Here is a 13,105-nt window from a genome sequence, read left to right as displayed (position 1 = left end):
TCCTATCTTACTTTTCTAGTTTGATTGTAAATTAATTTTAACTTGGTCAAAAACTGCTCGACCTGACTCATATCATTTTCAAGGTCTAGGCTTAAACGCACAGCTGACTGAGCCTTATCCTTGTCCACTCCCATAGCAATCAGGGTTCCGGCTGGTTTTCCTGCCTTTGACGAACAAGCAGAGGTCGTTGAGATAAAAATATCATAGTCTTCAAAGGCGTGAACGATGACTTCACCACGAACACCCTTGATTCCAAAAGTCAGAATATGAGGGGCAAAGTCTTCCTCATCTGAAAAGACAAAAATATCTGGATAGTCCAGAAGGGCTTGGCGAATCACTGCCTTCATCTGCCCAGTCTTGCTAGTAAAGAAACCTAGCTTTTCCATAGACAAACGGAGAGCCTTGGCTGTCGCTGCAATTCCTGCCACATTTTCAGTTGTTGAACGATAATCACGCTCCTGACCACCACCAGTCAACAGAGGCGTAATCTTCTTGCCAGACTTGATATAGACAAATCCAACACCTCGAACTCCGTGAAACTTGTGACTAGAGAAAGTCGCAAAATCCACTCGTTCTGTCAGATACTTTTCAGTCGGAATCTTGGCAAGTGCCTGAACCGCATCAACGTGGAAGGAAATAGTTGGCTTGTCTGCCAATAGTTCTGAAATAGCTTGAATAGGTTGAATCGAGCCGATTTCATTGTTCACAGCCATGACGGAAACGAGGGTCGTATCAGGTCTTATCAAATCTGATAACGCTTCAACATCTACAAATCCTTTGTTATCAACTGGAGCAAAATCTACTTCAAATCCTTGACTTTTCAACCAGAGGGCTGACTCTTTGACTGCCGGATGTTCAATGGCTGATACAATGATGTGTTTTCCAAACTGAGCCTTTTCAAAGGTCACACCCTTGATGACCCAGTTATCTCCTTCTGTCCCACCAGAAGTAAAGAAGATTTCATCGCTTTTCTTACCGATTAAATCTGCAATCTGTTGGCGAGAAGCATCTAAGATTCGTGTTGCCTGGTCTCCCAAACGATGGAGACTAGATGGGTTTCCTAAAATTTTTGAAGCCACCTGCATATAGGTTTCAAGAGCTTCAGGATAAGGCTTGGTCGTCGCCGAATTATCAAAGTAAATCATGTTTTCTCACACTTTCTAAAATCACTCCTTCTATTGTATCATGAAACGGAGCTTGCGACAAGAAAGGGCAATTCCTCTTTTTTTAAGATTTTTTTAAAGAAATGCGGTATAATAAACTTTAATTAAAGGAGAGAATGTATGTCTAATTATCGTAGAACTTCAAAACCAAAAACAGAACACATCAAAAAAGGCTTCACAGTCTTTCAAAAAACCGTTGCTACTATCGGTAGTATCCTTGGCTTAATTACCGCAAGTATCACTATCATGAACGCCTTGGATAATAACAAAAATACTAAAAAAGAACCTACGACAAGCCAGACGACAACAATTGTCAAAGAAATTCAAAAGGAATCCCCTCAGGAAAATACTAGTCCCAATAAAGAAAATAACACTTCTCAAGAAAAAACACAGCAAGAGGAAACACCAAAAGCTAGCGTCAAGGAAGAGAAAAAAGAAGAGCAGAAAGCAGCAACTCAGGATTCTTCTACTCCTACTCCAAGTAAACCTGCCGCTGATAATGAAAAACAGTCCAATAATACTCCAACTTCAGAAAATAAAAGTAATCAATAGCCAGTAAAATAGCTTCCCTCCAAACTTGGAAAGAAGCTATTTTTTTATTGTTGTAAAACTTTTCTTGGTTTGGTACCTTCAGCTGGACCAATGACACCTGCTATCTCAAGCTCTTCCATGAGACGGGTCGCACGATTAAATCCAACTGACAAACGACGCTGAATCATAGATGCGCTGGCTTTCTGGGTCTCAATGACCAAAGCCTTGGCTTCTTCAAAGAGCGGGTCACCACCAGATTCACCATCTGAAAATTCTCCTTCATTTTCAGAAACCTCACCTGGATCAAAACTCTCATCGTAGTCCGCATCTGCCTGAGCCTTGATAAAGTTTACGATGCGTTCAACATCATCATCCGAGATAAAGGATCCTTGGAGACGAACTGGATGATTTTCATCGATTGGTTTAAAGAGCATATCTCCTCGACCAAGCAGTTTCTCAGCTCCATTTTCATCCAAGATGGTGCGCGAGTCTGTACCTGATGATACCGCAAAAGCCACTCGAGATGGGACATTGGCCTTGATCAGACCAGAGATGACATCAACGGATGGACGCTGGGTTGCAAGAATCATGTGGATACCTGCAGCCCGCGCCTTCTGCCCAAGACGAATGATGGCATCTTCCACTTCCTTGCTGGCCACCATCATAAGGTCAGCCAACTCATCCACAATCACGACAATAAGCGGTAGCGGAATTTGCTTGTACTCAGACTGGGCATTGAACTCTTCTACCTTGGCATTAAAGCCTGCAATATTCCGAACTCCTACCTTGGCAAAGAGTTCATAACGATTTTCCATTTCATCCACAACCTTTTGCAGAGCCTTACTGGCTTTGCGTGGATTGGTCACAACTGGAATCAAGAGGTGGGGAATGTCATTGTAAACAGACAACTCAACCATCTTGGGGTCAACCATCATAAATTTAACTTGGTCAGGTCTCGCCTTCATGAGGATGCTAGCAATAATGCCGTTAACTGCTACTGACTTCCCTGAACCCGTTGAACCTGCAACTAGCAAGTGAGGCATTTTAGAAAGGTCAAAAGCTCTTGCGGTGCCATTAACAGCCTTTCCTAAAGGAATTTCCAAGAGATTTTCTGCTTTTGTTTGAGATTGTTCCCATAGTTCGCGGAAGGACACAGTAGCAATCTCAGAGTTGGGTACTTCGATTCCGACTAGGGATTTCCCTGGGATAGGTGCTTCGATTCGGACATCCTTGGCTGCCAAGGCTAGAGCGAGGTCATCTGCTAGATTGGAAATGCGGTTGACCCTTACACCGACTGCTGGCTTGACTTCATACTTGGTCACTGACGGCCCAATTTCAGCCCGTTCAACCGTTACCTTGATACCAAAGCTAGCAAAGGTTTCTTCTAGGATTTTGATGTTTTCACGAACGATTTTCTTTTCTTTAGACTGGTCTTTAGGTTTATCAGGGGCAAAGAGTTGTAAGCTTGGAAGTTTGTATTCGAGGGCTTCCTTTGCTGAAAAATCAACCTGAACATCTTCGTCATCAGAGCCATCTTCCTGTTCAGCGAATTCATGTTCAGCTTGAGGCAGGATGATTTCTGGTTCTACCCACTCTTCTTCCGGAACAGGCGGAACATCAAGCACAACATCTTCTGTCAGAATTTCACCCGTTTCCATATCAACAGGAGGCATATCGAGTAAGGCTTTTTCAGCCTCTTCTTTTTCTAATCTAGCCTCTTCCTCAGCCTTTTGGCGAGCTTTTTCTTCTTGTTTGACAAGGCGTTCCTCTTTTCGACGCTCATGCCCTTCCCGCCATTTGGCAAAGCCTCTACTGAAAAATTCCGCAATATCGTAAACAGACCAAGGACTGACTAGGAGAGCACCCACTAAAATCAAGATAGAACCAATAAAGTAAGTACCGATATTTGAGAAGAGAAAGGCAGTTGGAATATAAAGAGCGACCCCAATCAAGCCCCCTCCAGCAAAGCTGGTCGTTCGAAAACCTGTTAAATCCGTCACAACCTGAGCCATGGTCCCTTTTAGTACCGACTTATCCAAACCATATTTCCAAACTAAGTAGGCCTCAAAAATCAAGAGCAGGCCAGCAAATATGGTGAAAAATCCAGATAAGAGTCCTTCCTGTTTTCGTATCCACTTGAAGAAGAAGAGATAGACCAGGATACCAAATATTGCCAGATAAGCTAGGCTACCCACCAGCAAGCGAATTAGATTGTAAAGGGTGATACCTGCAGCCCCTAATTTGAAGGCTGCGAAAATCAATAAAAGCGCGATTCCCAACGAAATCAACATTCGTTGAATCGCTTCTTTTCTTTCGAGTTCTGCTTTAGACGGTCTCCGTCTTGTTTTACTTGTATTCTTGTTTGCCATTCTTCTATTATACCATATTTCACAAGCATTTCGGAAAGAGAAAAAGACTGCACCAAGCGGTCCAATCTTTTCATTTTATATCTAATACTCAATGAAAATCAAAGAGCAAACTAGGAAGCTAGCCGCAGGCTGTACTTGAGTACGGTAAGGCGACGCTGACGTGGTTTGAATTTGATTTTCGAAGAGTATAAGTTTTATGCTTGGGGTTTACGTAGATAACCATAAACCACACCACTTACGATTGCTCCTACCAAGACAGACACGAGGTAAAGAAGAGCATTAGAAGTAAGGGCGATAACGAAGATTCCTCCGTGTGGCGCCATTAGTTTGATACCAGTAAGACCAACGAGTCCACCTGCTACTGCTGAACCAAGGATGAAGCTTGGGATCGCACGAGCTGGGTCAGCTGCACCAAACGGAATCGCTCCCTCAGTGATAAATGACAAGCCCATGATGATGTTTGTCAAACCAGAGTTGCGTTCTTCCTTAGTAAATTTGTCTTTAAAGAGAAGAGTTGCGACAAAGATTGCAAGTGGTGGTACCATTCCTCCAGCCATAACTGCTGCCATAGCCACAGAACCACCTGAAGAAACAGTCGCTGCAAGCGTACCTGTACCAAATACATAAGCCGCTTTGTTAACTGGTCCACCCATGTCAACAGCCATCATTCCACCAAGGACGATACCGAGAAGGACAGCTGAACCACCTCCAAGACCGCCTAGGAAGTCATTCATAGCAGTGTTGATTGCTGCCATCGGGATGTTAACAGCTAGCATGACAAATCCTGTCAAGATTGTCCCAAGAAGTGGCAAGAGAAGGATTGATTTTGCACCTTCAAGTGAACGAGGGACTTTAACGTATTTCTTGATAGCAATAACCAAGGCACCTGCTATAAATCCACCAACAAGGGCACCTAGGAAACCAGATGAGACACCTGCAAGAGTTGAAGTTGCTTCACCACCTGCAGCATAAGGAATTTTACCAAAGGCAAAACCTTCTTTAGCAATAGCACCAGCCACGAAACCTGCTACCAAACCTGGTTTTTCAGCGATAGAGTAGGCAACATAACCTGCAAAGACTGGGAGCATCAAGCCAAAGGCTGCACCACCAATTTTCATGAACATAGAAGCTAGTTCATGGTAGGAACCAAGATTACCAAGATTTTCATTTGGAACACCCAAAGCACCGTCAATTAAGAAGGCAAGGGCAATCATGATACCACCGCCGATTACGAATGGCAACATTTGAGAAACACCACTCATCAAGTGTTTGTAGAAGGCACCACCGAGGCTTTGTTTTTCGTTGCTTGCTGTTGAAGCTTTTGCTCCATTAGCAGCACGGTAGACTTCAGCATCTCCTGAAAGAGCCAAGTTAATCAATTCTTCTGTTTTACGGATACCGTCAGCAACTGGACGATTGATCAATGGTTTGCCATCGAAACGATCCATCTCAACCGCCTTGTCTGCAGCGATGATAACAGCTTTAGCCTTGCGGATGTCCTCAGCAGTTAGTTGGTTTCCAACACCGCTAGCACCGTTGGTTTCAACCTTGATTCCAACACCCATTTCAGCAGCTACTTTTTGAAGGGCTTCTTGGGCCATGTAAGTGTGGGCGATACCTGTCGTACAAGCTGTAACAGCAACGATAAAGTCACCAGAGCCATTAACAGGCACTTGAACAAGCTCCTCATTTTTTTCTGAAGCTTGGTCAAAAAGTTCGATAACTTGGTTAGCAGATGTTGCTTGACGCAATTTGTCTGCAAAACCATCCTTCATCAAGTATTGAGACAATTCTGCCAAGGCTGCCAAGTGAGTGTCATTTGCACCTTCTGGAGCAGCAATCATGAAGAAGAGGTCAGTAGGTTGCCCATCCAGACTCTCATAGTCAACTCCCTTATTTGACTTAGCAAAAAGAACAGTCGCTTCTTTGACAGCAGCATTTTTGCTGTGAGGCATTGCGATACCATCACCCAAACCTGTAGAAGTCAAAGCTTCACGCGCCAAAATGCCTTCTTTAAAGGTTTCAAAATCTGTCACATAACCGTGGTCTGTCAAGCTTTTAATCATCTCTTCGATGACAGCAGTTTTTTCAGTTGCTTGCAGATCCAGCAACATAACATCTTTTCTCAATAGGTCTTGAATTTTCATCGTTTTTCTACCTCAACTTTTTCATATGTTTCTTTAATAAATTCCGCCGTTGCCAAATCATCTGAGAAGGTAGTTGCCGTTCCGCAAGCCACTCCCCATTTGAAGGCTTCTACTGCGTCTTTTGATTTGACAAATTCACCTGTGAATCCGGCAACCATAGAATCACCAGCTCCAACTGAATTTTTGACTGTTCCCTTGATTGGTTTAGCGAAGTAAGCACCCTCAGAAGTGACAAGAAGGGCACCGTCACCAGCCATAGAGATAATCACGTTTTGAGCACCTTTAGCCAGTAACTCACGAGCGTATTTCTCAATTTGGTCCAAACTTTCGAGTTTAACCCCAAAAATCGCTCCAAGTTCATGATTGTTTGGTTTAACCAAAAGTGGCTGGTAATCCAAACTATCAATCAATGTCTGTCCTTCAAAGTCACAAACCACCTGCGCACCAGTCTGGCGTGTCAAGGCAATCAAATCCTTGTAGATGACATTTCCTAGATTCTTAGCACTTGAACCTGCAAATACAACCGTATCATCTGCAGTCAGACTAGATAAAATAGCTTTCAATTCTTCTAGCTGTGCCGGCTCAACAGTTGGACCAGTCCCATTGATTTCTGTTTCTTGGTCTGCTTTGATTTTAACATTGATACGAGTATCTTCTGCCACTTGGACAAAACGTGTCTCGATTGCTTCATCAGCCAAAGTATCTGTGATAAATTTACCAGTAAAGCCTCCGATAAATCCGGTCGCTGTATTGGGAATACCCAAACGTTTCAAGACACGACTGACATTGATTCCTTTCCCACCAGCAAACTTATCATCACTGTCCATTCGATTGACCCTACCGACTTGAATTTGGTCCAAGCGAACGATATAGTCAATGGATGGATTGAGTGTGACTGTATAAATCATACTTCTATTACCTCCGTTTTCTCCTTAATAGCCTGCAAGAGCTCATGCCCTTGACTTGTGATAACAATAGCTCGTTTGAGTGGTGCTACCTTGGCAAAGCAAGTTTGTCCAATTTTTGACGAATCAACCAAGACATAGGTCTGTTTGGCATTCTCTAAAATAGCGCGCTTCACAGCACCCTCTTCCATATCAGGAGTTGTATAATAGCCATCGTCCACACCATTCATCCCGATAAAGGCACGATCAAAGTGCAATTGGTTAATCTGGTTAAGAGCAACGCCCCCGATGCTAGCATCTGTTGCCATCTTGACACTTCCTCCAACCATGACAGTTGGAATCTGCTTTTCAACCAACTGTGCGGCATGGTGAATCGAGTTGGTCACGACTGTAACATTCTTATTGACCAATTCATGAATCAAAAAAGCAGTTGTTGTTCCAGCATCGATAAAGATGACATCTTGTTCCTTGATGAGAGAGGCTGCTTTCTGAGCCAGCAACTTCTTCTCTTGAAGGTTTTTGACAGATTTTTCTTGAATGGTTTCTTCTTCCTGCAAAGAGTGAGGCAATTCTGCTCCACCATGTACGCGACGAAGCTTGTTTTCCGCTTCCAACTCATCCAAATCTCTTCGAACCGTTGATTCTGAGGTCTCTAGCAAACTAACTAATTTTTCTAGAGAAACTACATGATGTTGATTTAACTCCTCTAAAATCAGTTGCTTCCGCTCTGTTTTTAACACCGAATCACCTCCTGTTATCGTTTACACTATTCATTCTATCACACTTTATTTAAAAGTCAAGCATTTTTTATCATTTTCTTTCAAAATCTATCATTTTCCTTATTTCTAGAATTTTTATTGCAAGATAAGGGCCTTTATGGTAGACTATTTGAGTAAGTATTGGAAGATTACTCAAGAGGCTTAAGAGGCCGTGTTGGAAACGCGGTAGGCGTGTAACAGCGTGCGTGGGTTCGAATCCCATGTCTTCCGTTTATTTTAAAAAAGATACCCAAGAAATCTTGGGTATCTTTTTTCTTATATGCTTGTTTTATAACTCGGGTGAATTTCTTAGAAAATATCAAATAACAATTTCACATTGAGAATTGTTAAGATAATGGAAACGATATAGCCAAGGATGGTATTCCATTTGGCATTGGTAAATTCTCCCATCAGTGATTTCTTAGAAGTTAGATAAATCAGTGGGAAGATTGAAAATGGAAGAGCAATCGAAAGAAAGACTTGTGAATAAACCAATAACTGATCTAATGTTTTTTCCTGATGACCAAACAGAACCGCTACAATCATGACAGGCAACAAGGCAAAGAGACGAGTTGCCAAACGAATGAACCATTGAGGTAATCTCATATGCAAGAAACCTTCCATAACGATTTGTCCAGTCAAGGTACCCGTAATTGTCGAATTTTGACCACTGGCTAATAAAGCCAAGGCAAACAAGGTTGATAAGGTCGAGCTAGCTATAGCTCCTGCAATAGTAGAATCCTGCAAGGCATTATACATTTGAGAGAAGGCAGAAATCTCAGATGCATGGCCGAAAAAGAGAGCCGCCCCGAGAATTAATAGAAGGGAGTTAACCACAAAGGCCAAGGATAATTGGAGATTTGAATCCCAGGTCATAAAGCGCACGGCTTTTCGAACATCATTCTTGTCCTTGTGATTGATTTTCCGAGTTTGTGACAAGGAAGAATGCAAATAGAGGTTATGGGGCATAACCGTTGCTCCCACGATCCCTAGTGCCAAGGTTAATTGACTTTCATGCCCTGGCAAGGGACTTTCAAATAAGGTTGCATTCGGTAGATAACCCTCAACGATTCCTTGGAAGCTTGGATGTGACAAAGCTACCAGATAGGTAAAAATTGCTAGAATGGTTAAAATCAGTGTTGTCACAATAGCTTCAATCTTCTTAAAGCCAAATTTCATCAGAAGCAATAAGAGAAAAACATCCAACACGGTCAAGAGAATTGCTATCATAATCGGAATCTTAAAGAGAAGATTGAGAGCAATCGCTGAACCTAGAACTTCTGCCAGATCTGTCGCCATCAAGGCTAATTCTAAAATCACCCATAGACTATAACGAAGCCATTTAGGTGAATGATGAGCCGTTGCTTGAGCCAGGTCCATCTGGGTTACAATACCAAGCTTTCCTGCCATCTGCTGAAGTTGCATGGCAATGAGAGATGAAATCAAGATAACAAACAAGAGACTATACTTATAGGAAGCACCACCGACTACACTGGTAATCCAGTTTCCTGGATCCATATAACCAACTGCGACAAGAGCACCCGGACCCAAGAAGGCCTTTAAATTTTGCCAGAAATGATTGTTATTTGGAGTATCGATAGATTGATTAATCTCAGAGAGTGACACTTTTTTATGAGAAGACATAGATACTTACCTCTTTCTAAACCTACTTTTTCATTATTTTCTATTAGAGAAAAATAAGATTGACTTTAAACTATTAAAACAATGAAAACTATATGAAAAACATTTAGTTTTTTCATTATTTTTCTTAAGGCACCTTAATTATAACAGAAAATATGATAAAAACTTAAGAAAATTCAGGACTTACTTTAATATTTAGGATACAACAAAATGTTGTATTCTTTTTTTGCAAAAGAATACCAAAGAATAAAATAAAAAACGTTGTAAAAACAACGTTTTAGAAAGATTTACAAAACAATGTAAATTATCAATGGAGCCGGTGGGAGTCGAACCCACGTCCAAACACCTGCTAACATATTTGTCTACAACCATAGGTTATGTATTGTTTTAACAGCTCCTCGACACATAACTCAAGCCTAGGAACTGCGAGCCTATAAATCTCTTACCAAACTTCTAGACAAAGTTTGATCGTATCTCGCTAATAATAAGACCTGTCATTGAACACGAGCAATCCAAATCGGGTCACGCCTGCTGGTTTTTAGGCAGCTAGAGCGTAAGAAGTGTTATTTTTTGCAGTTATATTTAACTGAGCGTTTACGTCGCCACACGAGTCGCAAAATATGCCTCATAATGCCTGTCGAATCCGTAACGACCCCAAAAGACAACAAAACCATTATACCTTATCTAACTCAAAAATGCAAAAAGGAAAGCAATTAACTACAAAAGATAGTCTTTCAAAGATTTTGTCAAAATCTGATAACCAGCAACACTGAGATGCAGTCCATCAGTTGTATATTCTTTTTTGAGTTGACCTACTTGGTCTGTCAAACTATCAAAAACTGGCACAAATTCTACCTGCATATAGGCTGAAGCAAGCTCTCGATAGGCTTGATTCCATTTCTGGATTTTTTCATTCGTGCGGATATAGACTATCTGCTTGTACTCCTCTCCCTCATTGACTGGCAAAATAGAAAGCAATTTAATCTCAGTCAATGGATAATCGCGAGCAATGGATTGTATGATAGCTTCGAGGTTATTGAGAGCCTCATTCACAGGCACATCTTTTCCGATATCATTTGTCCCAATCAAAAGGACAATTTTATCTACTGCCCCACCGTACAGATGCGCATCTAGATTTTCTAATAACAGCCCTGTCTGATACCCTCGAATGCCTCGATTGACAATCGTCTTCGAAGTCCCAAATAGTTCCTGCAGAGGATAATATTCGACAATAGAATCCCCAATAAAAAGAATGTCTGGCTCTACAACAGAAACCTGATTTAAGTGACGATACTTGGTTTGGATTTTTTCTTGTTCCTTTAGTAACCAATTTTCTAATAACTGTACTGCCACTTCATTCTCCTTTTTCTAACCAGTTTTCCAAGATTTGATAAACTCCTCCTTGGCTATTGGCTGGCGCTAGAGCAGTAGCCACAGCTTTGGCTTTATCATCAGCATTTTCCATCGCATAGGCAATTCCAGCCATTTCAAGCATTTCAACATCATTTTCACTGTCACCAAAAGCCATGATTTGTTGGGGGTTCAAGTCCCAGCGCTTGAGTAATTCTTCCAAGCCCCATGCTTTATGAATTCCAGCTTGAAGGATATCAATGCAACCATAGCCGCTCGATACAGCCCGAACACGGCCATCAAAGAGATCATTGATTTCTTCCAAGACCGAATTCAACCGTTCCTCACCAACAACCATACTCATCTTGAGCACACCACCAAAGAGGTCAGAGGTTAACTCATCCACAAATTGCATCCCTTGGTAGAATTTTTCAATCATTTCTGGAGTCATAAAACTTTCAAGGTCTGTAAAAATCGTACCTTCTTTGACGAAACCACCCTTCATCCCCGTTACAACAAACTGATCCTGACACGCTCGGCCCTTGAAATGAGCCAAAGCCTTATCGACAATGGCATCATCCCAAGTCTGTGCCTGAATCAATTCATTGTTTTCAAAAATACGAGCACCATTGGCAACAACCAGAACCACTCGATCTACCAAGTGGCCCAATAGTTGTCTCATGCGGTGAATTTCATTGCCCGTCGCGATGACAAAACGAATACCCCTTTGATCCAACTGATCTAAAATCTTTTCCAAGCGTGGAAGATCAAGCTGGCCTCTAGCATCCAGCAAGGTCCCATCCATATCTGTCGCAATTACTTTAATCGTCATTTAATTCCCTCTGAATTCAAGCTAATCCCACTTCAACCCTACATGTTCATTCATTTCTTTATAGGCTGCATCAATTCGTTCCTTAGTCGCTTCATCTAATTGATCACGATGACTACCACCCTCAATAAAGTCTTCTAGGATATAGGTTTGGTAATGATATAAGGGATATCCTTCTGGTGAAAAGGTTCCCTTTGGTGTTCGATTGACCCAAGTAGGATGAGCTTTAGCTGTTTCTATAGTTGTTTTTCCACCTTTTTTCTTGACAGTTACATCCATAAGAACACCACGCTCAGTCCACTTCGCATTGTCTACACCAGTCATTGTTTCAATACGTTGGTTAGAAATAAAGTTCCCCATTGAATAGATAATGAGTTTCTTGTCTCCATCTTTTTCAACAATTTCAGATGGCTCAACTACGTGTGGATGGCCTCCAAAGATAATATCCGCTCCCCAATCAATCATCTTGTGGTACAAAGCCTTTTGCTCTTCAGTAGGTTCTATACGATACTCCACACCCATCTGAGGCATGATAACAGTAATGTCCGCTTCCTTCTCTGCACGCTCAATTTCAGCCTTCATCTTATCTTCGTTTAGGTCTGAAAGATAGCGGTTATAGTCTTCTTGAGAAATACTTTGCTCAATTCCATTAAATCCATAAGAATAAGCCAAAAGTGCAACCTTGATACCGTTCACTTCCTTGATAACGAGCGGAGCTTGATCACGTGACTCGTGCGTATAAACTCCAATAGGTGTCATTCCTGCCTTTTCAATTGCATCTGCCGTTGAAATAACTCCTTCAATTTGAGAATCTAAAATATGATTATGAGCTAGATCTAAAACATGATACCCAGCATCTTTAATAGCATCCATTACTTGACCGGGAGCATTAAATAAAGGATAGCCAGCTAGATAATGATCTTTATTAATGGTCCCTTCAAAATCACCTATAGCCAAATCTGCCTGCTTAAGCCAAGGAGTTACGTATTCAAAATTCTCATGAAAATCATAGCTGCCATCTTCCTTTTTAGCTGACATATAGATAATATCATGGTAAAGTAAATCTCCATGGGCCATGATACGAGCACTTGTTTCTTCTTCCTGATCTTTAGCATTTTTATTCGTCTTATTTGCTTCTTGAGAAATGGCATCCTTTTTTTGACTGGTCAAGGGGATTCCTTGGAAGCTTTCAAACAACAAGACCAAACCCATTGATAAAGCAACTGCTAGCAAGAGTATCGCCACAAATCCCTTATTACTCCACTTGCGGTAACTCCTAAAAAAGTTTACAAAAACCCTCATAAAACGAAAAACTGGTCCACGTTTATGTCTATCTTGTCTTCTTTGCATCTTCACCCTCCCTACTTTCTAATGCAAGCCTTTTCTTTTTATTATATCACAGATAAGTAATT

The 13,105-nt window shown here is 41.5% G+C and carries 10 protein-coding genes, 1 tRNA gene and 1 other RNA gene; 2 read left to right on the top strand and 10 right to left on the bottom strand.

The annotated features are described in order from the left end of the window. Positions 1 to 2: 2 nt before the first annotated feature. Positions 3 to 1,145 carry a cysteine desulfurase family protein gene (locus tag HMPREF2613_RS02440; protein WP_070478694.1) on the bottom strand — a complete coding sequence of 381 codons (1,143 nt, stop codon included), beginning with the start codon at positions 1,143 to 1,145 and terminating at the stop codon, positions 3 to 5. Positions 1,146 to 1,283: 138 nt separating this feature from the next. Here HMPREF2613_RS02440 and HMPREF2613_RS02435 point away from each other — a divergent pair, with 138 nt between their 5' ends. Beyond that, complete coding sequence (locus tag HMPREF2613_RS02435; protein ID WP_070478691.1) at positions 1,284 to 1,715, top strand: DUF6556 family protein; 432 nt, start codon at positions 1,284 to 1,286, stop codon at positions 1,713 to 1,715. Positions 1,716 to 1,759: 44 nt separating this feature from the next. On the opposite strand, the gene HMPREF2613_RS02430 is transcribed toward HMPREF2613_RS02435, so the two are convergent. The 4 genes from HMPREF2613_RS02430 to HMPREF2613_RS02415 all read right to left on the bottom strand — a co-directional run bounded on the left by HMPREF2613_RS02430 (position 1,760) and on the right by HMPREF2613_RS02415 (position 7,855). Further along, positions 1,760 to 4,063 (bottom strand): DNA translocase FtsK, encoded by a 2,304-nt coding sequence (locus HMPREF2613_RS02430; protein ID WP_083279194.1) that lies wholly within the window; start codon positions 4,061 to 4,063, stop codon positions 1,760 to 1,762. 194 nt (positions 4,064 to 4,257) lie between these two features. Continuing rightward, positions 4,258 to 6,210 carry a PTS fructose transporter subunit IIABC gene (locus HMPREF2613_RS02425; RefSeq protein ID WP_070478687.1) on the bottom strand — a complete coding sequence of 651 codons (1,953 nt, stop codon included), beginning with the start codon at positions 6,208 to 6,210 and terminating at the stop codon, positions 4,258 to 4,260. Beyond that, positions 6,207 to 7,118: a 1-phosphofructokinase gene (gene pfkB / locus HMPREF2613_RS02420; protein ID WP_070478685.1), complete on the bottom strand. Its 912-nt coding sequence runs from the start codon at positions 7,116 to 7,118 to the stop codon at positions 6,207 to 6,209. Before pfkB ends, HMPREF2613_RS02425 begins: the two co-directional genes overlap by 4 nt. Further along, positions 7,115 to 7,855: a DeoR/GlpR family DNA-binding transcription regulator gene (locus HMPREF2613_RS02415; RefSeq protein WP_000920654.1), complete on the bottom strand. Its 741-nt coding sequence runs from the start codon at positions 7,853 to 7,855 to the stop codon at positions 7,115 to 7,117. Before HMPREF2613_RS02415 ends, pfkB begins: the two co-directional genes overlap by 4 nt. 161 nt (positions 7,856 to 8,016) lie before the next feature. On the opposite strand from HMPREF2613_RS02415, the gene HMPREF2613_RS02410 reads away from it, so the two are divergent. Further along, positions 8,017 to 8,104, top strand: a tRNA-Ser gene (locus HMPREF2613_RS02410). Positions 8,105 to 8,182: 78 nt separating this feature from the next. Here the strand turns inward: HMPREF2613_RS02410 and HMPREF2613_RS02405 are convergent. From HMPREF2613_RS02405 to HMPREF2613_RS10855, 5 genes are all read right to left on the bottom strand, one after another. After that, positions 8,183 to 9,517: an Nramp family divalent metal transporter gene (locus tag HMPREF2613_RS02405; protein WP_004260041.1), complete on the bottom strand. Its 1,335-nt coding sequence runs from the start codon at positions 9,515 to 9,517 to the stop codon at positions 8,183 to 8,185. 305 nt (positions 9,518 to 9,822) lie between these two features. Further along, positions 9,823 to 10,170, bottom strand: a transfer-messenger RNA (tmRNA) gene (gene ssrA / locus HMPREF2613_RS02400). Positions 10,171 to 10,231: 61 nt separating this feature from the next. After that, positions 10,232 to 10,867: an SGNH/GDSL hydrolase family protein gene (locus tag HMPREF2613_RS02395; protein ID WP_070478683.1), complete on the bottom strand. Its 636-nt coding sequence runs from the start codon at positions 10,865 to 10,867 to the stop codon at positions 10,232 to 10,234. 1 nt (position 10,868) lies between these two features. Beyond that, complete coding sequence (locus HMPREF2613_RS02390; protein WP_070478681.1) at positions 10,869 to 11,696, bottom strand: HAD family hydrolase; 828 nt, start codon at positions 11,694 to 11,696, stop codon at positions 10,869 to 10,871. 21 nt (positions 11,697 to 11,717) lie between these two features. Continuing rightward, entirely contained in the window at positions 11,718 to 13,043 is a 1,326-nt protein-coding gene (locus HMPREF2613_RS10855) for a CapA family protein (RefSeq protein ID WP_083279193.1), read from the bottom strand. Positions 13,044 to 13,105 lie beyond the last annotated feature (62 nt).

Origin of the sequence: Streptococcus sp. HMSC070B10 (assembly GCF_001808665.1) — a bacterium.
In the GTDB taxonomy this organism is placed as follows: Bacteria; Bacillota; Bacilli; order Lactobacillales; family Streptococcaceae; genus Streptococcus.
This window is presented reverse-complemented; position numbering and strand designations above follow the sequence as displayed.

Excerpts from the sequence above, each read along its gene's own strand:
- HMPREF2613_RS02430 (WP_083279194.1), bottom strand. The coding sequence starts at position 4,063 with ATGGCAAACAAGAATACAAGTAAAACAAGACGGAGACCGTCTAAAGCA.
- HMPREF2613_RS02435 (WP_070478691.1), top strand. The coding sequence starts at position 1,284 with ATGTCTAATTATCGTAGAACTTCAAAACCAAAAACAGAACACATCAAA.
- HMPREF2613_RS02405 (WP_004260041.1), bottom strand. The coding sequence starts at position 9,517 with ATGTCTTCTCATAAAAAAGTGTCACTCTCTGAGATTAATCAATCTATC.
- HMPREF2613_RS02425 (WP_070478687.1), bottom strand. The coding sequence starts at position 6,210 with ATGAAAATTCAAGACCTATTGAGAAAAGATGTTATGTTGCTGGATCTG.
- HMPREF2613_RS02390 (WP_070478681.1), bottom strand. The coding sequence starts at position 11,696 with ATGACGATTAAAGTAATTGCGACAGATATGGATGGGACCTTGCTGGAT.
- HMPREF2613_RS02440 (WP_070478694.1), bottom strand. The coding sequence starts at position 1,145 with ATGATTTACTTTGATAATTCGGCGACGACCAAGCCTTATCCTGAAGCT.
- HMPREF2613_RS10855 (WP_083279193.1), bottom strand. The coding sequence starts at position 13,043 with ATGCAAAGAAGACAAGATAGACATAAACGTGGACCAGTTTTTCGTTTT.
- pfkB (WP_070478685.1), bottom strand. The coding sequence starts at position 7,118 with ATGATTTATACAGTCACACTCAATCCATCCATTGACTATATCGTTCGC.